The organism is Streptomyces sp. B21-083, from assembly GCF_036898825.1.
Taxonomy (GTDB): domain Bacteria; phylum Actinomycetota; class Actinomycetes; order Streptomycetales; family Streptomycetaceae; genus Streptomyces.
Genome location: NZ_JARUND010000002.1, coordinates 2,812,886 through 2,838,691 on the forward strand (window position 1 = coordinate 2,812,886; position 25,806 = coordinate 2,838,691).

Annotated in this window: 16 protein-coding genes, 1 other RNA gene and 2 pseudogenes; 7 read left to right on the top strand and 12 right to left on the bottom strand. The window is 70.3% G+C overall.

What is annotated here, in order from left to right; genetic code table 11:
• The first annotated feature begins 81 nt into the window (after window positions 1-81).
• Window positions 82-7,113, top strand: a complete 7,032-nt coding sequence (locus QA861_RS36605) for a DEAD/DEAH box helicase (protein WP_334593042.1) — start codon at window positions 82-84, stop codon at window positions 7,111-7,113.
• The gene (locus QA861_RS36610; protein WP_334593043.1) at window positions 7,110-9,362 is read left to right on the top strand and encodes a UvrD-helicase domain-containing protein; all 2,253 of its coding nucleotides are present in this window, start codon (window positions 7,110-7,112) and stop codon (window positions 9,360-9,362) included. The genes QA861_RS36605 and QA861_RS36610 overlap by 4 nt, the downstream gene beginning before the upstream one ends.
• A 544-nt stretch (window positions 9,363-9,906) precedes the next feature.
• Here QA861_RS36610 and rnpB read toward each other — a convergent pair.
• From rnpB to QA861_RS36635, 5 genes and pseudogenes are all read right to left on the bottom strand, one after another.
• Window positions 9,907-10,313, bottom strand: an RNA gene (gene rnpB, locus QA861_RS36615) — RNase P RNA component class A.
• Window positions 10,314-10,428: 115 nt separating this feature from the next.
• Window positions 10,429-11,211: pseudogene (locus tag QA861_RS47280) on the bottom strand (DMT family transporter); the annotation flags it as partial.
• Window positions 11,212-11,230: 19 nt separating this feature from the next.
• Complete coding sequence (locus QA861_RS36625) at window positions 11,231-12,070, bottom strand: AraC family transcriptional regulator (RefSeq protein WP_334593045.1); 840 nt, start codon at window positions 12,068-12,070, stop codon at window positions 11,231-11,233.
• Between the two features lie 23 nt (window positions 12,071-12,093).
• On the bottom strand, window positions 12,094-12,672 hold the full coding sequence (locus QA861_RS36630; RefSeq protein ID WP_334593046.1) for a Uma2 family endonuclease: 579 nt from the start codon (window positions 12,670-12,672) through the stop codon (window positions 12,094-12,096).
• A 112-nt stretch (window positions 12,673-12,784) separates the two neighbouring features.
• The gene (locus tag QA861_RS36635) at window positions 12,785-14,227 is read right to left on the bottom strand and encodes an RNB domain-containing ribonuclease (protein WP_334593048.1); all 1,443 of its coding nucleotides are present in this window, start codon (window positions 14,225-14,227) and stop codon (window positions 12,785-12,787) included.
• 97 nt (window positions 14,228-14,324) lie between these two features.
• On the opposite strand from QA861_RS36635, the gene yaaA reads away from it, so the two are divergent.
• A complete protein-coding gene (gene yaaA, locus QA861_RS36640) occupies window positions 14,325-15,110 on the top strand; it encodes a peroxide stress protein YaaA (RefSeq protein WP_334593049.1) in 786 nt (261 codons plus the stop codon).
• Window positions 15,111-15,270: 160 nt separating this feature from the next.
• Entirely contained in the window at window positions 15,271-15,690 is a 420-nt protein-coding gene (locus QA861_RS36645) for a VOC family protein (protein WP_334593050.1), read from the top strand.
• 470 nt (window positions 15,691-16,160) lie between these two features.
• On the opposite strand, the gene QA861_RS36650 is transcribed toward QA861_RS36645, so the two are convergent.
• Window positions 16,161-17,063 carry a GNAT family N-acetyltransferase gene (locus tag QA861_RS36650; RefSeq protein WP_334593052.1) on the bottom strand — a complete coding sequence of 301 codons (903 nt, stop codon included), beginning with the start codon at window positions 17,061-17,063 and terminating at the stop codon, window positions 16,161-16,163.
• A 340-nt stretch (window positions 17,064-17,403) separates the two neighbouring features.
• On the opposite strand from QA861_RS36650, the gene eda reads away from it, so the two are divergent.
• Complete coding sequence (gene eda, locus QA861_RS36655) at window positions 17,404-18,042, top strand: bifunctional 4-hydroxy-2-oxoglutarate aldolase/2-dehydro-3-deoxy-phosphogluconate aldolase (protein WP_334594958.1); 639 nt, start codon at window positions 17,404-17,406, stop codon at window positions 18,040-18,042.
• A gap of 10 nt (window positions 18,043-18,052) precedes the next feature.
• Here eda and QA861_RS36660 read toward each other — a convergent pair whose 3' ends face one another.
• The 3 genes from QA861_RS36660 to QA861_RS36670 all read right to left on the bottom strand — a co-directional run bounded on the left by QA861_RS36660 (window position 18,053) and on the right by QA861_RS36670 (window position 20,931).
• Window positions 18,053-19,213 (bottom strand): bifunctional RNase H/acid phosphatase, encoded by a 1,161-nt coding sequence (locus QA861_RS36660; protein ID WP_334593053.1) that lies wholly within the window; start codon window positions 19,211-19,213, stop codon window positions 18,053-18,055.
• Window positions 19,214-19,285: 72 nt separating this feature from the next.
• Window positions 19,286-20,029, bottom strand: a complete 744-nt coding sequence (locus tag QA861_RS36665) for a zinc ribbon domain-containing protein (protein ID WP_334594959.1) — start codon at window positions 20,027-20,029, stop codon at window positions 19,286-19,288.
• Complete coding sequence (locus QA861_RS36670) at window positions 20,026-20,931, bottom strand: Nif3-like dinuclear metal center hexameric protein (RefSeq protein ID WP_334593055.1); 906 nt, start codon at window positions 20,929-20,931, stop codon at window positions 20,026-20,028. Before QA861_RS36670 ends, QA861_RS36665 begins: the two co-directional genes overlap by 4 nt.
• Before the next feature lie 219 nt (window positions 20,932-21,150).
• Here QA861_RS36670 and QA861_RS36675 point away from each other — a divergent pair, with 219 nt between their 5' ends.
• Window positions 21,151-22,404, top strand: coding sequence for a hypothetical protein (locus QA861_RS36675; protein ID WP_334593056.1), 1,254 nt, complete (start codon window positions 21,151-21,153; stop codon window positions 22,402-22,404).
• Between the two features lie 97 nt (window positions 22,405-22,501).
• A complete protein-coding gene (locus QA861_RS36680; RefSeq protein WP_334593057.1) occupies window positions 22,502-22,669 on the top strand; it encodes a hypothetical protein in 168 nt (55 codons plus the stop codon).
• Between the two features lie 73 nt (window positions 22,670-22,742).
• On the opposite strand, the gene QA861_RS36685 is transcribed toward QA861_RS36680, so the two are convergent.
• The 3 genes and pseudogenes from QA861_RS36685 to chsH3 all read right to left on the bottom strand — a co-directional run bounded on the left by QA861_RS36685 (window position 22,743) and on the right by chsH3 (window position 25,727).
• Window positions 22,743-23,690, bottom strand: a complete 948-nt coding sequence (locus QA861_RS36685) for a 3-oxoacyl-ACP reductase (RefSeq protein ID WP_334593058.1) — start codon at window positions 23,688-23,690, stop codon at window positions 22,743-22,745.
• Window positions 23,691-23,733: 43 nt separating this feature from the next.
• Window positions 23,734-24,810, bottom strand: coding sequence for a Zn-dependent alcohol dehydrogenase (locus QA861_RS36690; protein WP_334593059.1), 1,077 nt, complete (start codon window positions 24,808-24,810; stop codon window positions 23,734-23,736).
• A gap of 57 nt (window positions 24,811-24,867) precedes the next feature.
• Window positions 24,868-25,727: pseudogene (chsH3, locus tag QA861_RS36695) on the bottom strand (enoyl-CoA hydratase ChsH3).
• Window positions 25,728-25,806: the final 79 nt, after the last annotated feature.

Sequence of the window (25,806 nt, forward strand, 5' to 3'; positions counted from 1 at the left end):
CCCTATACGGTTGATCCGCAACACACGGGGCGCCCACTGCCGCGCGAGCGCCTCGGGATCAGCAGATGTAAGGGGAGCGTCGTGAAACCCACTCTGGCCGCCGCGCAGCTGCGGGGCAGTCTGACGCAGTACCTCACGACGACCTACGCGCTGGCCGACGACGACACCCGGAGGGCCCTGGAGCGGTTCCTGGGGGACCCCGAGTCGGGGATTTTCCGGGGGCCGTACCTGCGGATCAGGACACCGTTCCACAAGGCTGACGACGGGTGGGAGCGGCATCTGGAGTGGCGGCCCGGGTTCACGCCGTGGCGGCACCAGGCCAAAGCGTGGCAGCGGCTCAGCACGCTGGGCGGCAGGGACGCCGAGCCGACGCTCGTGACGACCGGCACGGGCTCCGGCAAGACGGAGTCGTTCCTGGTGCCGGTGCTGGACCACTGTCGGCGGCAGAAGGCTCTGGGTCGGCGCGGTGTGAAGGCCGTACTGCTGTATCCGATGAACGCGCTCGCCACCGATCAGGCGGGCCGCATCAGCGACTACCTGACCGCGCCCGACCTCGCCCAGGTGACCGCGGGTCTGTACATCGGCGATCGGCCGGACACCGACTTCCGGCGGGTCATGACACGGCGTGAGGAGATGCGCGTCTCCCCGCCGGACGTACTGATCACCAACTACAAGATGCTGGACCTGCTGCTGCAGCGCGGTGAGGACCGGGCCCTGTGGGAGGGGGCGGACGTCGCGTACGTGGTGCTGGACGAGTTCCACACCTACGACGGCGCTCAGGGCACCGACGTGGCCATGCTGCTGCGCCGGCTGGCTACGGCGGTCGGCGCGACACGGCCGGACCGGCCGCTGGGGCGGATCTGCCCCGTGGCGACCTCCGCGACACTCGGGGCGGGGCGGGCGGGCGCGTCAGCCGGGGGCATCCTGGACGTGGCGGCGCAGGTGTTCGGCATGCCGTTCACGGCGGACGCGGTGATCGGCGAGGAGCGGATGACCGCCGAGGAGTTCACCGGCGAGGTCGACTACGCGCTTCCTGAACCGCCCACTCCGCAGGAGATCATCGCGGCGTCGGGTGGCATCGGCGTGGAGGCGAAGCCGGATCTGTTGGACCTGGACGGGCTCGCCGCACAACTGCTGGGTCGGCAGGGCCTCGACGCGTTCCGTATCGGCCGTCTGCTGAAACGGCACGACTTCACCCAGGGCATCCTCGCGCTACTCGACGGCGAGCCGTTGGACGAGTGGGGTCTGCGGGACCGGCTCGCGCGTTTCGGCTACGCCTGGGGACGCACCGCCCGGGAGAATCCACAGCTGGTGCTGCAAGCCCTGGCCCGTTTCGTGGCCCTGCTGTCCGCCGCCCGGGACCCGGACTCCGACGAACGACGTCCGCGTCCCCTGCTGCACGTCGAAGCGCATCTCTGGGTGCGGCCCGTGACACGCGTGCTGCGTGGGGTCGGCCGGACACCGGAGTTCCGCTGGTACGAGGACGACCGCACGCAGGCCCGGCGCGCCGCCCTGGCCGCGGCTCCCCCCTCCGACGAGGAGGACGGTCCCGCCGCGGGCAATGGGTCCTCGGGCAGGGCGAACCGGCCGCAGCCCCTGGCGGGCACGGATACGGCGGTGCGGCCCGCGCAGGCGCATCTGCCCGCCGTGTACTGCCGCGCGTGTGGGCGCTCCGGCTGGGCCGCGCTGTCCCCGGAGTCCGATCCGCAGCAGCTCGTCATGGCGCAGGACCGGATCTGGCGGGCCGGCGTCGGCCGTGACAAGCGCCGCATCCGCTACTTCATCTCCGCGACCGACCCGGAGCGGCGCCAGGCACTCGACGCGCTGGCCGGGCGACTGCCCGCGGGCAGCGGGGTGGATCCGCTCTCCGTGGTGGTACTCGACGGGGCGCAGGGCACCTATCGGCTGCCGACAGCGGGAGACGACGGGGACCTGGTGGACGTCTGGTTCGCGCTCGCGCTGCTCGACAAGAAGACCGCCGACAAGGCGGCCAGGGACGACCGCTGTCCGGCGTGCAACACCGACAACAGCATCCGGTTCCTCGGTACGGCGCAGGCGGCGCTGGCCTCGGCCACCGTCACCCAGCTCTTCACCGGCGGGGACATCGCGCTGGTTCCGGAGGAACGCAAGACACTGCTGTTCAACGACTCCACGCAGGACGCCGCGCACCGCGCCGGATACGTCGCCAACGCCTCGTACAAGTTCTCGCTGAGGTCGCTGCTCGCGCACAACCTCGACGAGTCCGGGGCGGCGACCGCGCTCAACGACCTGATCGGCAACGTCCTCGACTCGGTGGACGATCCCGAGGCGCTGGCCGCTGTGGTCCCGCCGGATCTGCACGACGAGCCGGGCATCGACCGGGTGTTGTCGGGCCGCGGCACCGGAGACGCCCGTACCTGGCGGCTGATCGGTGAACGGCTGGCCTTCGCCACGGTGATGGAGTTCGGGCTGCGGTCACGGCTCGGCCGCACCCTGGAGCTCACGCGGACAGCCGCCGCCGAGGTCGTCGTCGAGAACCCCGATCGGGTCACCGACCTTGCCCGTGATCTGCACCTCGCACTGCCGGGGCAGCTGGTGATGACGGGCGGGCTCCCGACACCCGAGCGGTATCTCGCCTATGTGCGGGGCATTCTGGAACGGCTGCGGTTGCGGGGCGCGGTCCGGCACCGGTGGCTGGAGCAGTGGATGCGGGAGGCCGGCGCCGACCGGTTCCTCATCAGCGGACGGCGGCCCGACGGCATGCCCGCCTTCCCCGAGGGGGTGGCCCCGCCGCGGTTCCTGCTGGACGGGCAGAAGGACAGGACCGAGTTCGACGTGATCACCGGCCGGCAGGCCTGGTTCCAGGACTGGACCCGCCGCTGCCTCGGGCTGGACGCCGCCGGCGCCACCGAATACCTCCGCCGGCTTCTGCCCGCCCTAGCTGACGAGCACGTACTCAGCGTGCGAACGGCGAAGGACCGCACCACGCGCGTCTACGGTCTCCAGCCCGGCCACATCCAGGTACGGCTGCTGGACGACTCGATCGTCAACAAGGCGTTCGTGGCGTGCGAGGACTGCGGCTGGCAGCAGGTCGTGCCACCGGAGCGACGCACCCGCTGGTACGGCCATCCGTGCCCGCGCTACCGGTGCAAGGGATACCTGACGCCACCGCAACCGGGTGTACACCGCTCGGCGCCGCCCGACCCGCACGGCGGCAGAGGCGTCACCGGCGCGGGCTTCGGCGTGCTCCAGGAGCGCGACTACACGAACGACTACTACCGGCGGCTGTACCTGACCGGCGGCACCTTCCGTGTCGTGACGGCCGAGCACACCGGCATGCTGACCCGTGCACAGCGGGAGCGGGTCGAACGGACCTTCCGCGCCGGCGCGCACTACACCGACCCGAACGTGCTGTCCTGCACCCCCACGCTGGAACTCGGCATCGACATCGGTGACCTGTCGGCCGTGCTGATCGGCTCGCTGCCGAAGGGCCCCGCGAATTATGTGCAGCAGGCGGGACGCGCGGGACGCAAGACGGGCAACGCGCTGGTCGTCGCCTTCGGCGGACGCCGTGCCCGGGACCTGTACTACCTGGACCAGCCGCGGGAGATGATCGCGGGCGACATCGTGCCCCCTGGCTGCTACCTGTCGGCGGTGGAGATCCTGCGCCGCCAGTACACCGCGTGGCTGCTGGATCTCGCCGCGCGCGGCGAGCTCTCGACCTCGGACGGCGAACGCTTGCAGCCGGTGCCCCGGCTCGCCTCCGCACTCTTCGGTACGACGGGATGGTGCCAGGACCTCGCGGACGCGGCACAGACACACGGGGCGACGCTCGTCGAGCGGTTCCTGGCCCTGTTTCCCGGGAGCGACACGCCCATGTTGACCGCGGACGGCCTCGCCACACCGGACGGCGACGACGCCGGAGTGTCCGCGCACGCCGCCGACGAACTCCGGAAGTACGCGAGCGGCGGCATCGTACGAACTCTCCAGGAGGCGGAGGAGGACTGGACGGGGCGGCAGGAGGAACTGCGGCGCAGGATCGCAGCGATCGACGAGGCCGTCGACTCCCTGGCCCGTACCGACGAGGTCCAGGACCGGGAACGGCGGGAACTGCTCGCCGAGCGCCGCAGCACCGGGGACCTGCTGCGGGAGTTGAGCCGGACCAGCGCGCACGGCACACTCGTCGAACTGGGGCTCCTGCCGAACTACAGCCTGGCCGACACCACGACCCAGCTGGAGGCCACCCTGTACTGGTCCGAGGTTCACTCGGACACCGAGGACCCGTCCGAGACAGGAGCTCCGGGGAAAGCCAGGCCACCTGCCGGTACGGAACGCATTTACCGCAGTGAGACCCGCGACTACGAACGCTCCCGCAAAACGGCCCTCACCGAACTGGCCCCTGGCAACAGCTTCTACGTCAACGGCTACAAGCATGTGGTGCGCGCCCTCGACATCGGCAGTCCGGAGCGCCGCGCCTGGTCCGTATGGCGGCTCTGTCCCTCCTGCGGATACGTCCGCACGCGGGACGCGCAGACCGACACCTCGCCCTGCCCGCGCTGCGACGGTCGGGAGATCGCCGACGCGGGCTGCGTCCAGTACGTGCTTCAGCCGCGCCGGGTCGTCGCCCGCGACAAGCGCGACGATGCCCGGGTGCGGGACGACCGCGACGAGCGGGCCCGCCGACAGTACGCGGTGCTCACCACCGTGGACATCGACCCCGACCATCTCGCCATCGACTCCTGGCGGCACGACACGGCGACCTTCGGCGTGGACTTCTCCCGCAGAGCCGTCATCAGAACGCTGAATCTGGGACTCGACCGGCAGGACGGCAGCTCCACGGTGCCGCTGGCCGGCGAGGACGTGCGGATCAACCCGTTCTACGTCTGCACGACCTGCGGTGGCGCGACGGCGGAGGGCAGGCCGGTCGTCGACCAGCCGCAGCACGCACTGACCGACTCGGGGGCCGCCGCCACCAAGGCGAGTTTGCACCATCTGCTGTGGTGCCCCCGGCGGCGTACTCAGGGCTCTGCACGCGGGCAGGGACAACGGGCGGGCCAGGACGTGCCCCTGCTGCTGGCCCACGAACTAACCACGGAAGCCGTACGAATCCTGCTGCCCGCCTCGGTGACAAGGGCCCGGGAACGGCTCGCGTCGTTCACCGCGGCGCTGTTCGCCGGTATCGCGGCGCGCTACGGCGGCGACCCCGACCACATCGACATCGCCGCGGCCTCGATGCCTGACAGTCCGGACCAGCTCGGCTCCGACTTCCCGCGGCGCTTCCTCGTCGTCTACGACCGGTTGCCCGGCGGCACCGGCTATCTGCACCGGCTGGCATCCGCGGACGGTTTCCGCGAGGTGCTCCTCAAGGCGCGCGAGGTCATCGACAACTGTTCATGCCAGCAGAAAGAGCTGGACGGCTGTCACCAGTGCCTGCTGCGCAGGGTGCCCCCGTCGGACTACGACCGGGTCTCCCGCCGGGAAGTGCAGTCGATGCTGGACGAGCTCCTCGGAGCCCACGGCGAACGCTGGCAGACTTCGTCGGTCTCCACGACCCGTCAGATCCCGCTGGAGCGACAGGCGGAGAGCGACCTGGAGGTCATGTTCGTCGACACCCTGGAGGAGTGGGCCAAGCAGCCCGACTCCCGGGCGACGGCGGACACGTACACCACACCGGCGGGCACCCGTGCGCTGGATCTGCGACTGACCACCGGCGAGGGAACCACCGTGAGCTGGCGTGTCTCGCAGCAGCGCGTCCTCGACGGCACCCGGCCCGACGTACTCTTCGAGCGGCTCGACGCGCCGGGCCCACGGCTCGCCGTCTACCTGGACGGATACCGCTACCACGCGAGCACCGAGCACAACCGTCTCGCGGACGACGCGACGAAACGCGCCCGGCTCCGGGCGGACGGGCTGCGGGTGTTCCAACTGACCTACCCCGATATCAAGGAGTGGCAGAACCGGGTCCGGGACACGGGGTACGCGGGAGTCGCTCCGGCAGACCCCGTGTGGCTGCCTTACGACCAGGAAGCACAGAAGCGGGCACGCGCCTATTACGAGCGCACACGCGGCGGTCTGCCCGGCGAACTGTCGGAGACCGTGTGGGTCAACCCGGCCGAACTGCTGCTCGCCTACCTCCGCACCCCCGACGCCGGGCGGTGGCACCACCGGGCCGAGGCCGCCGTCGCCGGATTCATCGGGACACCTGGCCTGCGGGATACACCGGTGCGGGCGGACACGGTCGGACGGGCCGTCGAAGCGGCGCTGCGCGGCGAACTCTCCGACGCCCCGAAAGGGCCGCTCCGCGTCCTGACGGCGACTGACCGGTCCGGATGCCGGCTCGTCCTGGTCGCCGACGTACGGCACCGGCCACCGGCCTGGACGGGACTCACGCTCCTGGACGACAGCGCCCATGCCGTCGCGGACGAGAAGACCCACAAGCGGCGTTGGCAGGCCTGGCTGTACTGGAGCAACGTGCTGCAGTTCCTGGAGCACGGCGGAGGGGACAGCGCTCAGCTCACCACGGCGCTGCTGAGCGGCTTCACCGCTGACGCGCTCACCGTGACCGGCGGAGCGGGGTGGCTGTCCTCAACCCGGATCGCTTCTGCCACCGCCGTCGGCTCAGAGCGGGAACCGGTCAGTCTGCCACCGGTAGCTGTGACCGCCGGATTGCCGGCGGTACCGGCGAGAACGGCCGAGGTAGTGCCTTCCGAGTCCCGGCCGAAGCGCGACGGCGCCTGGGACGCGGTCCTCGAGTACGTCGACCCTGACGAGGCGGGTCTGACCGAACTGGCCCACGCGCTCGCCGAACTGGGCGTTCCCGCACCCGAGGACGGCTTCGAACTCGACGAACACGGCTGGCAGGCCGAACTGGCGTGGCCGCACGCCCGGCTGGGTGTGGTTCTGGCGCCACAGGGCACGCCCGAGGAACCGCCGGACATCGAGGCACAGGACCGCGACCGGGCCTTCACCGCCGCCCATTGGGACGTACGGCCGGCGGGTGCGTGGACGGCGAAGGAGATCGCCGGACGTCTCGGCGTCAGTGCCGAGCGGGCGTCGAACACCACTGCAGATCACGCTCGGCCGGGCAGCGGCACGACCGGGCATGAAGAGAACGAGAACGGGGAGTCGGAATGACGAAGACCGGGGGCGTGACGCTGCGCCTGCTCGACAAGGCGGACAAGGAGATCCTCCGGCTGCCGCGCACGGTCAAGGGTGCTCTCTTCGACTTCCAGCACAAGTTCAAGGACAACCCGCGCACACCAGGGCTCAAGCTCAAGCAGCTCAAGGGCGACAGCAGAATCTGGTCCGCGCGCATCAACGACGAGTACCGGGCTCTGCTGCTCCGGCTGGCCGAGGACGACTGGCTCATCGTCTCGGTCAAGCACCGGAAGGAGGTCTACGACCGGCTGGCCTACGGGATCAACCACGTCACCGGTGGCATCGAGTACGTCGACCTCCAGGTGGTGGAGGACAGTGTCCTTAGACGCATTCCGCCGCAGGAACCGTCGACCACCGCCCCGGCCACGCCGGCCGAAGCGCCGCCTCCCTCCGCCCAGCCGCTGTTCGCCGCCTGGAGTGACGCCCAGTTGAGCGAACTGGGTGTGGCGGAGCCCCTGGTGCCGGTCATCCGTACCCTCACCACCGAGGAACAGCTTCTCGGGCTGATCGAGTACGCGCCCCAGCTCACCGGTGAGGTTCTGCTCGCGCTCTACGACGGAAAGCCGTTCGAAGAGGTTCGGGAAGAGGTCACCTCACCCGTCGCCGCTCCGGAACCCGTCGACACAGAGGACTTCCGGACGGCCGCCGAGCGGCCCGCCACGGTCGTCACCACTTCCGACGACGCGCTGCGCGAGGCGCTGGAGGCTGGGGACTTCGGTCGCTGGAAGGTCTTCCTGCACCCCGCCCAGTCCAAGCTGGTCGATCGCCACTACTCCGGCCCGGCTCGCGTGGGGGGCGGGCCCGGTACCGGCAAGACCATCGTCGCCCTGCACCGTGTCCGGCACCTGGTGTCCCAACTGCCGCCCGGTCACACCAAGCCCGTGCTGCTGACCACTTACAACAAGAACCTCGCCGCCGACCTGCGCTCCCGCCTCCTGGAACTGGGCGGCGAGCAACTTCTGTCGCGGGTGGAGGTGAGCCACGTCGACCAGCTCGCGCTACGTGTCGTACGGGAAGCCGAGCCCGGCAGCCGAAAGCAAACCATCGACGACAGTCAGGCCGTACGGGAATGGCGGGCAATGCTCGACGAACTCGGCGAGAGCGGCTGGGATGCGGAGTTCCTCCACGACGAGTGGACGCAGGTCATCCTCGGGCAGGCCGTCGGTACCCGCACCGACTACTTCCGGGCCCGCCGCGCCGGACGCGGCAAGAACGTAGGCCGGTCGGAACGGGCCGCCATCTGGCAGCTCGCCGAACGTTTCGCCCAGCGCCTGGACCGGCTCGGACGCCAGACGTGGGACCAAGTGGCCGAGCGCGCCGCCCGCCTAGAGATAGGGCGGGAGCAGCGCATCCGCGCCATTGAACGACAGCGAGAGGAAGCGGGCGGACTGGACAACATCCACCTCCAGGACGGCTCAGGTGGCTGGTTGCGCTACCGGTATCGGCACATCGTCGTCGACGAGGCGCAGGACCTGCGCCCCGCGCACTGGAAGATGCTGCGCGCCATGACGGCCCGCGACACGGATGACGTGTTCCTGGTCGGCGACACCCACCAGCGCATCTACAAGAACCAGGTGACGCTCGGAAGCCTCGGCATCCACATCCGCGGCCGGTCCGCGAAGCTCAGCCTCAGCTACCGCACCACCCGCCAGATCCTCCGGTCCGCGCTCGACGTACTGGGCGAGGAGACCTACGACGACCTCGACGGCAGTGACGAGACCCTCGCCGGCTACCGCTCCGTGCTGAGCGGCGGGACACCAGGCATGCATGCCCACACCGACTGGTCGACGGAACGCGAAGCGATCGCCGAACTCATCCAGGCCTGGGACGCGCATCCGGACGAGCGAATTTCGCATGAGCAGATCGCCATTTGCGTTCCCACCAATCAGATGGTGAGCGAGGTGGCGTACACGCTCGCAGAACATGGGATCAGGGCTCTGGAAATTGGAGCGGAAGGCGCCCGGGGAGGGGTCGGAGTCCATGTCGGGACCATGTTCCGGTTCAAGGGACTCGAATACCAGCGCATGATCATTTCCGGGGTGAGCGACGGCTTGGTGCCCCGTGAATCGGTCAACCAGCTGCGCCGTTCCGACCCTGCCCGCCATCGCCGGGAAGTACAGCGAGCCAGGTCCCTGCTGTTTGTGGCGGCAACCCGAGCCCGTGACAGCCTCGACATCTTCTGGCACGGGGCTCCGAGCCCGTTCCTGGGCCGACTGCTCTTGTGAGCTGGTCTTAGAGGGCCTCGGTGGGCGTCGGTGGGCATGCCGTGGAGTTCGTGTAGTTCGCGGACCTGGAATGCCTGGTCCGCGTGCTGGTTGAAGGCGTTCACGATGGCCTGATAGGCGGTGGCCTGCTCTGGCGGGTCGGGTCCGGTTCCGGTCGGCGCGAGTTCGGCGATGACCTTCCGGGCGGTGGTCAGCTCTGCGAGACGTGCTTCGGTCTTGACCAGGGCCGTGATGAGATGTCCGATCTGGTCGCGTAGTTCGCCGGCCCGGGCGGTGGTTTGGTCCTGCTGGGCCTGGAGAGCAGCCAGGAGTTCGGTGCTGTTCACGCGACCGCCTGGAGGGTGTCGCGCCATGCGGGGCTGGGCGTGGTGAGGCGGCGGGTCATGTTCGCGGTGGATGGCTACCTTCGTGGCTACCTTGGTGGCTACGTTCATAACCGTGAGGTCCGGTTTTGAACCGGTACGGACCGGGGTTCGACCAAGCTCATAACCCGCCAGAAAAGGACCCCTGACCAGTATGTTCCCTGGTCGGAGGCCCTTGGGGGCAGACGAGTCGGGCTGTACGCCGGGTTCTGTCGCCCGGTCGCCTCGCGGCGGCCGGGGAGACGGCCATCCATCTAGGGCCGGCGTTGCCGCCGGCCTCGTGCGGTCTACCCGCGGACTTGGGCGGGCAGCCCTCGAACGTCCGCGCAGAGCGCGTTTTACGGCGCTCCTTTTGACCTTGCTCCAGGTGGGGTTTACCTAGCTGCCCAGGTCGCCCTGGGCACTGGTGGTCTCTTACACCACCGTTTCACCCTTACCCAGCGCCGAAGCACCGGGCGGTTTGTTTTCTGTGGCACTGTCCCGCGGGTCACCCCGGGTGGCCGTTAGCCATCACCCTGCCCTGTGGAGCCCGGACGTTCCTCGGGGAGCGCCCCCGAAGGGGAGTCCACGCGGCCGTCCGCCCGGCTCGTCTGCCGTGCCGACCATGCTACCGGGCGTCCGCCCCGCCTCGGTCCAGTGGCCGTCGCCAGGACGGAACCCGCCAGGATCAGGGCGAAGGCGGCGAGGATGCCGGCGGTCAGGGGTTCGTCCAGGAACACGGCGCCCGCCGCCACCGCGACCGCCGGATTGACGTATGTGAACACCGTCGCCCGGGTCGGCCCGACCTCCTTGATCAGCTCCAGGAACGCCACGAAGGCGAGGGCCGTGCAGACCACGCCCAGGACAGCGAGGGCTGCCAGTACGTGCGCGGACGGAAGCGCGGCCGGGCGGGTGGCCACCGCCGCCGGCGCGTAGACCAGGGCCGCCAGCGCCAGGCAGGGCGCCGTGAGGTGCAGCGAGGGGACGTCCTTCAGATGGCGCGCCGCTATCAGCGGGGCCGTGGCGTAGCCGATCACCGTCAGCAGGACCTCGGCGAGCGACCGGGCGTCGCCGCCTGTCAGGTGCGGGACGGTGAGGACCGCGACGCCCGCCAGGCCCAGGGTCAGGCCCGTGAGCCGGCGGGCCCCCAGCCTTTCCGTACCGCCGAAGAAGCGGGCCAGCGCGAGCCCGACTATCGGTACCCCTGCGATCAGGAGGCCCGCGGTGGAGCTGGACAGGTGGCGTTCCGCGTCCGTCAGGGTCCACCACGGGCCGATGATCTCGATGACCGCGAAGGCCAGCATCGGGCGCCAGTACGTGCGTACCGTGCGCGGGAGGCCGCCTTGCCGGATCGCGAAGGGGAGGAGGATCGCCGCGCCCAGCAGGCACCGCGTGAACACCACGGTTGACGGCGACAGGTCCGCCTCCACCGCGACCTTGATCAGCAGATACGGGATACCCCAGACCACTCCCATCAGGGAGAACAACAACCAGCCGCGTGCAGTCATGCGGGCAGTGTCGGCCGGCTCAGCGTCCGCCGTCTTGAACGCTGTTGCGGTACGCCGCCGGCGTCACCCCCAGTACCCGCCGGAACCAGCGGGTCAGGTGCGCCTGGTCGGCGAAGCCGACGAGGGACGCGACTTCGGCGGGGCGTAGGCCGGCGTCCAGCAGGCCGCGGGCCCGGGTCACCCGGTGCTGTGCCAGCCAGGCGTACGGGGGTATCCCGACCGTCGTACGGAAGGCGCGCAGAAGTTGGTAGCGGGACAGCCCCAGGTCGGTGGCGAGGTCGGCGAGGGAGGGCGGGGTGGTCAGTTCGTCGGCCAGGCGGGTTCGTACGGCGTGGGCTATGTGGTCCGCGCCGGGGAGGTTGTCGGGTGTCGGGCGGGCCGTGGAGTGGCGGCGGGCCAAGGCGGTGAGCAGCCAGGGGAGGCGGGACTCGGCTTCCAGGGGGTCCGGGCAGGTGCTCAGGTCGGTGTGTGCGGCGCGGAAGGCGGCGGCCAGTTCGGGGTCGTCGAGGAGGGGCTCGCGGAAGTGGGGGAGGCCGCCGGTGGTGCCGTCGGTGAGGAGGGAAACGTCGGCGTACAGGGCCCGGTAGGCGTAGCCGTCGGCCGTGTCCGGGCCGCCCGTGTGCATCTCTCCGGGGTCCAGTACGACGATCGAGCCGGGCCTGGGGTGGAGTCGGCCGCCCCGGTAGTCGATGACCTCGGAGCCGTCGACGCACAGCCCGACCGTGAACTCGTCGTGGGCGTGCGGGGCGTAGACGTGCCGGTCGAAGCGGGCGGTGAGCAGGTCCAGGGCGGGGCCCCGGTGGCCGAGTCTCGCTCTGGTCCACAGTGCCTGTTCCCGTGTGCCGCCGCCTGCGTTCACGGTTCCACGTTACTTCGCGGGCGTCAGAGAAACTCCGACGTGTCCAGTTCGAAGGCGAAGGGCTCAGGGAGGGACACCGGTTTGCCCAGCGGGAGGGTGCAGTGCTGGCGGTAGTCGTCCTTCACCGGGTCGCTGAACAGGGTGATCGAGGAGGCTTCGCGGTCGACCAGCAGGTAGAGGGGAATAGCGCCGCGGGCATAGCAACGGCGTTTGGCCTCGCGGTCGGCCCTGGGTTTCGACGAGGTCACTTCGAGCACCATGGCCACGCCGTCGCAGGGCATCCAGGAGCCCTTGCCCCTGTAGAGCCGCAGTTCCTTGGGAGCGAAGGTGCCGTCCGGAATTACGTGGTCTTTCGGACTGTCGCCTACGCTCGGCACCTTCAGGCCCTTGGTGCCGGAGAACTGCATCTTGGTCCGAGAATTCCCGTACACCTGGTCCAGGACCAGCTCGATGTAGTCCTCGTGGTCCCCGTCCGGCGGCGGTGTCACGACGATCTCCCCCTCGATCAGTTCTGCCCGGAAGCCCTCCGGGGTGTCGAGGGACAGGAAAATCTCCAGCAGGCCCTCAGCCATGGTGGTGGGCTCATGAGCCACGGCAGTCATGTCACGCCCCTCCTTCGGTCGCTCGCCAGACTGGGACATCGGCTGATCACCTGTCCATGAGATCGGGAACCGTTCCCTCGATCGTGGCACACGATCACGTCGGAAGTCCGGCTCACGCGGGAGCGAACCGCACCCCCGCCGCCCCCAGCTCGGCCCGGGTGAGCCGGACCCGCAACCGCTCCCCCAGGGGCAACGGAACCCCGTCGCCCTCGATGCGTGCCACCACCGCCGGAGTCTCCAACTGGACCGTCCCGATCGTGGGTCTGTGTTCCTCCACGTCCACCACGCAACCCTCGAAGACCTCCCCCACCCGGTCCTTGAGCAGTGCCGCCTCGACGATGTCCACGCAGCCGCGTTCCACCGCCCCCGCTCGTCGGCCGCCCTCTGTCATCTCCTTTGGGAGGGCGTCCAGTGCCGCCAGCACCCAGTCGGGCGTGGGCTGTTGGGCGACGGCGGCGAGGCAGATCTCCGAGGCGTACCGGTCTGCGAGACGGCGCAGGGGGGCCGTGCAGTGGGCGTAGGGGGCGGCTACGGCCGAGTGGGTCGTGATCTCCGGGAGGTGGCCGTCCCGGAAGACCGTGTAGCCGGCGCCTCTCAGCAGGGTCGTGCACTCCTGGAGGAACGCCGCGTGGGCGGGGAGGTGCGGGTCGAGGGAGCGGATCAGGGCCGCGTACGAGACATGGTGCGGCCAGTCGATGTGCAGAGCGTGCGCGGTGCGGCGCAGGCGGCCGACGGCGCCGTCCGGGGCGGCGGGGAGGGTGCGGAGCACTCCCGTGCCGTGCGTCAGCATCAGGTCGGCCGCCGCCATGCCCGTCAGGAGGGAGATCTGGGCGTTCCAGCCCTCGGCGGGCAGGGTTGCGCGACAGGTGAGTGAGTACGTGTGGTCCTGCTCGACGATCTCCTGCTCGGGGACGTTGAGGGAGATGCCACCGCGTTCGACCTCCAGGCGTTCCCGCGCCTCACCGATCTCCTTGAGGAGGGCCAGCGGCTCCTCCGCCGTACCGGCGTCCAGTTCGCGCTGCACACCCGCGTAGTCGAGTTTGGCGCGGCTGCGGACGAGGGCCCGGTGGACGTCCACGGCGACGGTACGGCCGTCCGCGTCGAGGTCGAGCGTCCAGAGGGCGGCCGGACGGGTCCGGCCCGGGAGGAGGCTCGCCGCGTCCTCGCTGAGCACCGGCGGGTGCAGCGGGGTCTTCTCGTCCGGGAAGTAGAGGGTGGTGACTCTGCGGTGCGTCTCCGTGTCCAGGGGGCCGCCGGGTACGACGAAGGCGGCGACGTCCGCGATGGCGTACCGGACGCGGAAGCCGCCGTCGGGACGGCGGGACAGGTGCATCGCCTGGTCCAGGTCCGTGGACGTGGGCGGGTCGATGGTGAGGAACGGGATGTCCGTGGCGTCCGTCGCCGGGAGCACGGGGGCCTTCGCCGCCCGGTCCGCTTCCGCCAGTACCGGGGGCGGGAAGCTGTCGGGGACGCCTAGTTCGGTGCGCAGCGCGGTGAGGGCGGCCCGGAGGGGGGCTTCGGGGGCGCCGGTCACGCGTATGTGGCGGCGGGGCATGAAACGAGCGTAGGCACAATCCGGCGGGCCCGCCTCACCACGGATTCCACGTAATCTGACGCGCGTCGTCCGCTGCGTACCCGTTTGGAGAACCACCGTGCTTGTCCTGCTGCCTCCCTCCGAAGGCAAGGCCGCTTCGGGGCGTGGCGCCCCGTTGAAGCTGGAGTCGCTGTCCCTGCCGGGGCTCACGGCTGCTCGGGAGGCCGTTCTCGGGGAGCTCGTCGAGTTGTGTGTCGGTGACGAGGACAAGGCGCGTGAGGTGCTCGGGCTCAGTGAGGGGCTGCGGGGGGAGGTCGCCAAGAACGTCGACCTGCTGACGGCCGGGGCGCGGCCCGCCGGGCAGGTCTACACGGGGGTGCTGTACGACGCCCTCGACCTCGCCTCTCTCGACGCGGCCGCGAAGAGGCGGGCCGCGCGTTCGCTGCTGGTCTTCTCGGGGCTGTGGGGCGCCGTCCGGGTCACGGACCGCATCCCCTCGTACCGCTGTTCGATGGGCGTGAAGCTGCCCGGGCTCGGCGCGCTGACCGGGCACTGGCGTGCGCCGATGGCCGCCGTCCTTCCCGACGTGGCCGGTGACGGGCTGGTCCTCGATCTGCGGTCCTCCGCCTATGCGGCGGCCTGGAAGCCGAAGGGGGAGGTGGCTGGGCGGACGGCCACTGTGCGCGTCCTGCATGCGCCGACCCGGAAGGTCGTCAGCCACTTCAACAAGGCGACCAAGGGGCGGATCGTACGGAGTCTGGTGAGCGCGGGTGCGGTGCCCTCCGGGCCGGGGGAGCTGGTGGAGGCGTTGCGGGATCTCGGGTATGTGGTGGAAGTGGAGGCTCCGCCGAGGGGGGCGGGGGCTGCGTGGGCGTTGGATGTGCTGGTGGACGAGATTCACTGAGTCACGGGTAGTTGGTTGTCTGCAGCGCCCTACCCGGCGGTGCTGGCCACGGGGTTCCTTCTTTGGCCGCACGGCATGCGGCGCACCTCCTCCCGCCAGCCCTACCCGCACATTCCCGGAGTCACGAACTCACGGGACATACTCGAGAAGGCATTGCCGCATGAGCCGACCGACGCACGGCACGTTGCATCATGTCGAGCTGTGGGTTCCGGACCTCCACCGCGCGCTCGCCTCGCTCGGCTGGCTGCTGGAGGCGCTGGGTTACGCCCTCTTCCAGAGCTGGGACGGCGGCCGCAGCTGGCGGCTCGGGCCGACCTACCTGGTCATCGAGCAGTCCCCGGCCCTCACCGCCGAACAGCACGACCGCCGCCGCCCAGGCCTCAACCACCTGGCGTTCCACATCGAAGATGCCGCCACCGTCGAGAAATTGACCGCCGACGCCGCTCAGCACGGCTGGCACCTGTTGTTCCCCGAGCGGCATCCGTACGCCGGCGGCGCACAGCACTACGCCGCCTACCTGGAGAACGACGACGGCTTCGAAGTCGAACTCGTCGCGATCAAGTCACCCGAACGAAACTGAGCTCAACCGATCCACAGGTCTTGACGATTACTCTGCCGTTGCCGGGTCGGCGGGTGTTCTGGTCGACGAGGGTCAGGACGGGCGCTCGCCCCTTTTCGGGAACGGACGCAACGCAGGGGCACGAGGCCGCTTCCAGCGTGCAAAAAATAGAAAAGCGCTGTGGCAAACGTGCTCTCCCTCCTGGGCATCGACGTGGCCGGTCGACGCGATCGGTGGACTGACCCATCGCGCTCTTCTGGTACGCAGGTCCGCTTCGCTGACGCAACCTCAACGTGCTCGGCCGCTACGGCTTTTCCGCTTCCACTCCAGCCGCTGGCGCACTGCGGCCACTGACCGACGCGGAAGCACCGGAACTCTACGGCGAGGACGGCGCGGGTTCACAGGCGTGCAGCCCGGCAGGAGTCGCAGGAGCGAGCTGGGGTGCTCGGGTTGTCGCACCCCGAGCCCCCCAACCGGTTCCTGTCTCCGGGTCAGATCAAATCGATGCGTTCCTGGGCGATGGGGTAGCCGGCCCTCGCGAAGTGGGCGGCCATCGGCACGTTGGTCTGGTCAGTCCCGGCCACGATGCGGTCCACGCCCTCGTCAGCGAGCTTGTGCGTAGCCTCGACGAGCAGGTCATAGGCGTATCCGTGGCCGCGATGCTCGGGCACGACGCCGATGTAGCCGATGAGAGGGTCTCCGTAGTTGCGGGCGGGGACGCTCAGTCCGACGAGTTCCCCGGCGGGGTTGTAGGCAAGGCGCCACCATTCGCGTGGGCTCGGCAACCAGCGTAGAAAGTCCAGTTCTTCCTGAGCGGCCGCATCCAGCCCGGACGCGGCGATGGTGCGGCGCACATGACCGTCGAGGCTGCCCTGGTGAATACGACGGAATACGTCGAAGATCGCCGCGTCGTCTGGCTCGGGACGGAATTCGAGGCGGCCCGGGCGCGCGGGCACGCCGCAGTCCGGTGTCCAGCGGTAGCGGAACCGCTCGACCAGAGGAGCCATTCCTGCGGCGATTGCCGCGTCGATCCGGGCCTGGGCCTGCTCCCTGACTGCGGGGACGTCGCGCCAGCCGGGCGGCAGTTTGAGTGAGTACTCGGCCTGCAGCGGTGAGGCGCGGAGGAGTTGTACGGCCGCACTGACGTCCGTGAAGTCGAACCAGTCCAGAGCGACCGGCTTGTCGTCCTTCGGCCCGGCCCACCAGGCTGCCCGCGCGACGACGACGCCTTTACGCAGGGCCACCCAGGTCCACTCAGGGCGGTACTCACCGGCGGCAGCCATCCCCGTATAGCTATCACCGAAGGCGGCAAAGCCGACCACACCTGGATCGGGCAGGGATTCGAAAAGTGCCTCTTCGCCTGCGGCGAGGGGGCGGATGACCAGATCGGTCATGTGAGGGGTCCTTCCGGGTAGCGACGTGCTCCCCTTCAGATCCTCGGCGTCCTCGGAACGGGGTGGGAGCACATGAGAGTCAGCTGGCTCACGGTTCCCACCTCCTTTCTGCGGTCGAGGACGCGAGCGGAGCGTAACAGCGTGATCGAATATCCGGCAACGGCATTAGGCCCGCCGAAACAACCTGCTATTCATCGGAACGAAATCCGGCGCCACCGGCGACCTCAGGGCCACGGGTGTCGCGCACGCCCGCATCCCGGCCCTCGGCGAGCAGGCCGCCACGGCAGTCCTGTTGCAACATGTGCAACCCACTTTGCGTATGTTGCAGCCCGGCGGCAGGATGAGGCGCATGGCTCCTCTCCCCGTTTCCTCCGTTCTTGATCTCGCGCCCGTTGTTCCCGTGGTCGTGGTCGAGGAGCTGGTCGATGCCGTGCCGCTTGCTCGGGCGCTCGTCGCCGGGGGGCTGCCCGCCATCGAGGTCACCCTGCGTACGCCCGTCGCGCTGGACGCCATCCGGGCCGTCGCCGATGCCGTGCCGGACGCGGTGGTCGGTGCGGGGACCCTCATCTCGCCGGCGCAGGTGTCCGACGCGCTCGCCGCCGGGGCCCGCTTTCTTGTCAGCCCGGGCTGGACCGACGTACTGCTGGAGTCCATGAGGGCGTCCGGTGTGCCGTTTCTGCCGGGGGTGTCGACGACGTCGGAGGTCGTGGCTCTGTTGGAGCGTGGGGTGCGGGAGATGAAGTTCTTCCCGGCGGAGGCGGCGGGCGGCACCGCGTATCTGAAGTCGCTGTCCGGGCCGCTCCCTCAGGCCCGGTTCTGTCCGACCGGGGGGATCGGCCCCGCGAACGCGCCCGAGTATCTCGCGCTGCCCAACGTCAGCTGTGTGGGCGGTAGTTGGATGCTTCCGGCGGATGCGATCGCCGCACGCGACTGGGACCGGGTCGAGGCGCTGGCCCGTCAGGCGTCCACTCTCAAATAAGCAACAGGGCTCAGCGCAGGTGAGACGTGTCGTTGAAGAGCCGTACGCTCGCGTTGCCGTCCGTGTAGTAGGCGATCGCTGACAGCGAGGCCGCCGAGAGTTCCATGCGGAACAGGGACTCGGGCGGGGCGCCCAGGGCCAGGCGGACGAGGGTCTTGATGGGGGTCACGTGGGTGACCAGCAGGACCGTACGGCCGGCGTGGGCCGCGATCAGCTTGTCGCGGGTGACGGCCATCCGGCGTGCGGTGGCCGCGAAGCTCTCGCCGCCGCCCGTCGGTTCGGCCTTCGGGGAGGCCAACCAGGCGTTCATGTCGTCCGGGTAGCGCTCGCGCACCTCGCCGAACGTCAGCCCCTCCCACGCGCCGAAGTCCGTCTCGCGCAGGCCGTCGTCGATGGTGACGTCGAGGCCGAGGCGGGTCGCCACGGCTGCGGCGGTCTGCCGGGTGCGGGCCAGCGGGGAGGCGACGATCGCCTCGATCGTGCCGCGCCGGGCCAGCGAGTCGGCGACCCGCTCGGCCTGGTCCCGGCCCACGTCCGAGAGGGACGGATCGGTACCGCCGCTGCCCGAGAAGCGCTTCTGGGGGGTGAGGAGGGTCTCGCCGTGGCGCAGGAGTACGAAGGTCGCGGGCGGGCCGAGATCGGCGGGCGCGGACCAGCCGGCGGCCACCTTCGTGGCGGCCCCGGTGTCGGCGTCGGCGGCCGAGGAGCTGACGCCCGCGTCCAGTTCCGCCGTCGACGTGGACGCCGACCACTGTTCGCCGCGCTTGCCCGCGTCCATCGCCTCGTTCGCCAAGCGGTCCGCGTGCTTGTTCTTACCGCGCGGGATCCACTCGTACGTCACCTGTCCGACGACCGAGAACACCCGGGCCGCCTCCGCCGCCAGGGGCTTCATGTCCGGGTGCTTGATCTTCCAGCGGCCGGACATCTGCTCGACGACCAGCTTGGAGTCCATACGGACGTTGACGGTGGCGTTCGGGTCCAGCTGGTGGGCCGCGCGCAGGCCGGCGACCAGGCCCCGGTACTCGGCGACGTTGTTCGTGGCGATGCCGATGTACTCGGCCGCCTCCACCAGCGTCTCGCCCGTGGCCGCGTCGATGACGACGGAGCCGTAGCCCGCGGGCCCCGGGTTGCCCCGGGAACCGCCGTCGGCCTCGACGATGAACTCCCGCACGCCGTACGCCCCTTACCGACCTGTACGGGTCTGTACAGACCTGTACTGACCTGTCCCGACCTGTTTGCTTGCTTACAGTCCCGATTCCGACGTGCGCACCAGGATGCGGCGGCAGTTCTCGCAGCGCAGTACGGCGTCGCGGGGGGCGGCCTTCACCTCGTTGACCTCGGTGATGTTCAGCTCCAGGCGGCAGCCCTCGCAGCGGCGCTGGAAGAGACGGGCGGCGCCGACTCCGCCCTGCTGCTGGCGCAGCTTGTCGTACAGCTTGAGGAGGTCGTCTGGCACCGAACCCGAGATGACCTCGCGCTCCTTCGTCGCCGTGCCGACCTCACCGGCGAGGGACTCGTAGGCCGCCTCGCGCCGGGCGGTCGCGTCGTCGATCTTGCCCTGGACGGCACCGACCCGCTCGGTCAGTTCCGCGACCCGCTCCTGCGCGGACTCACGGCGCTCCATGACCTCCAGGACGATGTCCTCCAGGTCGCCCTGCCGCTTGGCGAGGGAGACGATCTCGCGCTGGAGGTTCTCCAGGTCCTTCGAGGAGCTGACGGCGCCGGAGTCCAGGCGCTGCTGGTCGCGGGTGGCGCGCTGCCGCACCTGGTCCACGTCCTGCTCGGCCTTGGTCTGCTCGCGGGCGCAGTCGCTCTCCTCGGTCGTCGCGGCCACCAGCAGGTCGCGCAGCTGCGTGAGGTCCTTGGTCAGCGACTCGATCTCGGCGTGCTCCGGCAGCGACTTGCGCTTGTGCGCGAGCTGCTGGAGGCGTACGTCGAGGGCCTGGACGTCGAGAAGGCGGATCTGGTCGGCGGGCTCGGCGTTCAGTTGGGGGCTCCCAGTGCTTCAGAGGTGGCGGTGGACGCCGCGTGGGCGGTCCAGGGGTCGGTGACCGTGGCGGAGACATGGACCCGAAGGCCCCATCCGTTCCGGTCGGAGATCTCGTCGAGCTGGGCGGCGGCCAGCTCGCACCAGGGCCACTCGGTGGCCCAGTGCGCCGCGTCGAGCAGCGCGAGGGGGTTGTGGGTGCCGCTGCCAGAGCCGGTGCTGGCGCCAGCGCCGTGGGCACTGTGGGCGCGGGCCTCCGACGCCGGGTGGTGGCGCAGGTCCGCGGTGAGGAAGGCGTCGACACCGGCCGCGCGTACGTCGTCGAAGAGGCTGTCGCCGGAGCCGCCGCTGACGGCGACCGTACGGATGAGGGCCTCGGGGTCTCCGGCGACCCGGATGCCCTGCGCCGTCGCGGGCAGCCGTTCGGCGGCGCGGGCGGCGAACTCGCGGACGGTCAGCGGGTGGTCCAGCTCGCAGACCCGGCCGAGGCCGCGCCGGCCGGCGGGGTCGGAGGGGTCCGGTACGAGCGGTCGTACGACCCTCAGGTCGAGGGCGCCGGCGAGGGCGTCGCTGACTCCGGGGTCGGCGCGGTCGGCGTTGGTGTGGGCGACGTGGAGGGCGATGTCGTGCTTGATGAGGGTGTGCACGACCCGGCCCTTGAAGGTGTCCGCCGCGACCGTGGTCGTCCCGCGCAGATAGAGCGGATGGTGGGTGACCAGCAGGTCGGCGCCCAGCTTCACGGCCTCGTCGACGATGCCCTGGACGGGGTCCACGGCGAACAGGACCCTGGAGATCTCCTGGTCGGGGTCGCCCACGACCGTGCCGACCGCGTCCCAGGACTCGGCCCGCCCGGGGGGCCAGAGGGCGTCCAGCGCGGCGATGACTTCAGACAGACGGGGCACGCCGCTAGGCTACCTGGCTGTTCCGTACGGCCGAACCGGTGCGTCCGCCCCAGCGCCGCCGCCCTGCCGTCCCGGCCGTCGCCCCGGACTCGGTCAGCACACGCGCCACCGTTTCCTCAGGCGAATCGTTACTTGGCCATCCTTATGTGTGAAACGGCCGCCACCCGGTCCCACGTCTGCACGTGCGAAACTACCTTCGTCGCCGGAGGTGACCGATCGATGACGGTCTGTGCGATCGAAGCGATCGAGCCCATGATCGAACCAACGGCGAAGGACGGATCTCGTCCCGGGGCGGAGTTGGCGATCACGGCTGACGGGGGCTACGCGGCCCGGCTCGCACGCAGTGGTGACTCCTGGTTCCCGGAGCGCTGGACACTCGACGGGCCCGAGCCGTACGCCGTACCGCTGCCCGGCAACCAGCCGGAGGAGCCGGGCACACAGGTGCTGCCGATGGGCGACGGGCGGGTCCTCATCCACCGTCCGCTCGACGGCCGCCACGCCTTCGCGCTTCTCTATCCGACCGGCCCCGGTACCGGCGAACTCCCCCTCGGCGCGGTCGAGTGCCCGGACCCCGGGACCCCGCTGCGGCTGCTGCCCCCGGCTCCGGGCGGCGACCGCGCGTACGCCCTCGCCCTGGGCGAGCGTTCGACGACCGTGTGGCTGGTCGCGGGTGGCGCTTTCGGGCCCGAGTACGTCACGGAGGTCCCCGGCCGCTGCTCGGGCGGGGTCTGGCTGGACCGCACGGGACGACTGCTCGCGCTGGACCGGGAGATCGGGGGGCGCACGAAGGCGGTCGTGGTCGATCTGGAGCGCGACGGCGAGGTGTCGCCGCTGCTCCAGATCTCGGCGGAGAGCGACGACCGGCTGCTGCTCGCGGACGCGGACAGCGGACTGCTGCTGATCGGCTCGGACGCGCCCTCGCCCGGCGGACGGCAACGGCTCGGCTGGGGAGTGCTCGGCAGCACGCTTCCGGTGCGTTTCCCGGAGTGCCTGCGGATCGAGGGGTGCACGCTCACGCCGTTCGCGATCCAGCCGGGGCAGATGCTGACGCCGGAGAGCTGCGGGGTGGCGCTGCGCGTGGACGGTTCGGCGGGGAGCTGGGTGGGGGTGTGGCGGCCGTCGGAGCGGCAGGTACGGCATCTTCCGGCGCCGGAGGGGTGGTTGCCGGGGGCCGGGCTGTGGAGCAGGGACGGGGAGCTTCAACTCCCGTACGTGACGGGGGAGATGCCGTGCGGGGTCGCTCGGGTACGGGCCGAGACGTCCGTGGGGCCCGAGGTGTGCGGGACGCCGGGGTCGGGGGTGGGGGTGGAGTCGGGCGTAGATCCTGCCGTTCGCGCGCCTGTCGCGCCTGTCGCGCCTGTCGCGCCTGTCGCGGTGGCTCGGCCGGTGCCGTTGCAGCAGGCTCCGCTGGGGCGGCTCGTGACGAAGGTCGGGAAGCCCGGTAACGAAGTGACGAAGCTTGTAACGAACTAGTCCCGGTCGGCGTGTGCGGCTCGTGTCACCTTGAGGTGCGTTGGTTAAGATCATCCGGCTGTTAGAAGGATCATGTTGACGGGGTGAAGACTTTCCGATGAACGACGCAAGCACCATGCAGCCGCTGTCCGCCGATGCCCACGAGGCCTCGGGCCACAGCTACGGCCAGGGCAAGCACCGAGGTCCTGTCTCGGCCCACAACGACGAGGCGACCCCGCACGGCCGTCACCGCAAACCGTCCGAGCAGGCCGACAACAGGGCCTGACGGAACGTCAAATAATGTGCGGCCCCGCCCGGTTGGCTACGGGCGGGGCCGCTTTTCTCTGCTCCGGCAACTGTCAGCCGTGCTTGAGGCCGAGCACCTCCGCCGCCGCGAACGTCTCCCCGGTGGGCCGCCCCGCGTAGTGCGGGGTGAGGAGCGCGTCCAGTTCGTCGTAGGTGAAGGTGTCCTGCTTGCTGTCGAACTTGGCGGCGACCCTGGGGCGTTCGACGACGGCGACCATCCCGCCGTGGACGACCAGCAGCTGTCCGTTGACGTGTGCGGCGGCCGGCGAGGCCAAGTAGCCGACGAGCGGGGCGACATGCTCGGGGGCAAGGGGGTCGAGGCCGCCGTCGCCGTTCTCCGGCTGCTCGAAGTCCCGGAAGACGTCCTCGGTCATACGGGTCCTGGCGCGCGGGCAGATCGCGTTCGCCGTCACGCCGTACTTGGCGAGGGCCAGGGCGGTTGAGGTGGTCAGCCCGACGATTCCGCCCTTCGCCGCCGCGTAGTTGGGCTGTCCCGCCGACCCGGCGAGAAACGCCTCCGAGGACGTGTTCACGATCCGCCCGTACACCGGTGCGCCGGTCGCCTTGGCGCGCCCCCGCCAGTGCGCGGCGGCGAAGTGGGTCGTGTTGAAGTGTCCCTTGAGGTGGACCCGTATGACGGCGTCCCACTCCCCCTCCGTCATGGAGAAGACCATGCGGTCGCGCAGGATGCCCGCGTTGTTGACGAGGACGTCCAGCCTGCCGAACTCGGCGATGGCCAACTCGACGAGTTCACGGGCCTGTTGGTGATCGGCGACATCTCCGGTGTGGGCGGTCGCCGTGCCGCCCGCCGCGCGGATCTCGGCGGCGACCTCCTCGGCGGGCGTGGCCGACGCCTCGCCGGAGCCGTCCCGGCCGCTCTGTCCGTAGTCGTTGACGACGACGGCCGCGCCGAGCCGGGCCAGCTCCAGCGCCTCGACCCGGCCCAGACCACGCCCCGCGCCCGTGACGATCGCGGCGAGCCCCTCAAGTGGCAGTGACATCAGCGCTCCCAACCCTCAGCTCTCGGATCTCGGATCTCGGCTCTCAGATCTCGATGCACGTACGCAGCGCGGTTCCCGTGCGCATCTGGTCGAGGGCCTCGTTGATGCCGGCGAGCGGCACGCGGTGGGTGATGAGGCCCGCGAGGTCGACGCGTCCGGCGCGCCAGAGGGCGATCGTCCGCTCGTAGGACCGCAGGACGTCGCCGCCGCCGTACATGGACGGCAGGATGCGCTTCTCGTCGAAGAACAGCTCGAACATGTTGAGTTGGAGGTTGTCGTCCATGGCGCCCGCGCCGACGACGACCATGGTGCCGCCGCGCCGGGTGGTGTCGTAGGCGGTGCGGGCGGTGGCGGAGCGGCCGACGACCTCGAAGACGTAGTCGAACCCCTCGCCGGCGGTGACCTGTTGCTTGGCTTCGGCCAGCTCCTCCGGCGAAACCGCCCTCGTGGCACCGAACTTGAGCGCTGACTCCCGGCGCGAGAGCACCGGGTCCACGGCGACGATCTCGGCGGCGCCCTGGAGCCGCGCTCCCTGTATCGCGGAGATGCCGACGCCTCCGCAGCCGATGACGGCGACCGACGAACCAGCCTGTACGTCAGCGGTGTTGAGGGCGGCGCCGAGTCCGGTGGTGACCCCGCAGCCGATGAGGGCGGCGATGTCGAAGGGCACGTCGTCGGGGATGGGCACGGCGCAGCCGGCGCCGACGACGACCTCCTCGGCGAAGGTGCCGGTGCCCGCCATGCCGAAGACATCGCCGCCGGGGCGCCTGAAGTTGGGGGTGCCCGCGTTCATGAAGCCGGCGAGACACAGTTCGGTCTGGCCGCGCTTGCACGCCGGGCACGCGCCGCAGGCGGGCAGCCAGCAGACGACGACCCGGTCACCGACCTTCACATGGCTTACGCCCTCCCCGACTTCGAGGATCTCCCCGGCGCCCTCGTGGCCGGGGACGAATGGCGCGGGCTGCGGCAGTACGCCGTTCATCGCGGAGAGGTCCGAGTGGCACAGCCCGGTGGCCCGTACCCGGATCCTCACCTTGCCGGGGCCGAAGCCCACGGCCTCGACGTCGTCGAGGACGTCGAGCTTGTCCTGCCCGATCTCGTGCAGTACGGCTGCGCGCATGGTGCGGCTCCCCTCAGGAACATGCTTGGTACGAAGCTCAACCCACGTGTTTGCGGCTCATGAGTGTTCGACGACGGTGTCCGCCAGTACGGGCGCGTCGTCCCGCTCGACGGCGGTGACCTGCACCTGGACGCGGTCCGGCTCGGGCGTCCACATCCGGATGCGCAGGGTCTCCCCGGGGAACACGACCCCGGCGAAGCGGGTGCGGTACGCGCGGACCCGGCCGACGTCGCCGCCGAGCACCGTGTCGACGACCGCCTTGAGTGTCATGCCGTAGGTGCACAGCCCGTGCAGGATGGGCCGCTCGAACCCGGCGCGTGCGGCGAACTCGGGATCGGCGTGCAGCGGGTTCCAGTCGCCGGAGAGCCGGTAGAGCAGCGCCTGGTCCTCCCGGACGGTCCGCTCGACGACCTTCGCGGGCTCGACGTCGGGCTTCGGGAGCCGGCTGGAGGGCCCCGGTCACCGCCCCAGCCGCCCTCTCCGCGTACGAAGATCTGCGCGTCGCTCGTCCACAACGGGCCCTCGGCGTCCGCGACTTCGGTGCGCATGACGAGGATCGCCGCGCTGCCCTTGTCGTACACGGCGGCGATGCTCCCGGTGGCGCGTGCCGTGCCCTCGACCGGGATCGGGCGGTGCAGCTCGATGCTCTGGCCGCCGTGCAGGACGTGGGCGAGGTCGACGTCTACGCCGGGCATGGAGAGGCCGCTGATCACGTCCGGGGAGTCGTTGCCTGCGACGGTGGCGAAGCTGGGCAGGACGTGCAGCCGGGATTCGAGGGTGTAGCGCAGCTCGCCGGGATCGATGGCGGGGACACCGGCGCCGATGCCGAGGTGGTAGAGCTGGACGTCCTTGCGACCCCAGGCGATCTCTGCGGACCGGGGTTCGGCGGCGACGGCCTTGGCGGCGTCAATGGGCATGGGTCTCCTGATCGACTGACGGAACGGGCAACTCATAGGACGGGCAACTCGTTTGGCGGGCGACTCGCGTGGCGGGCGA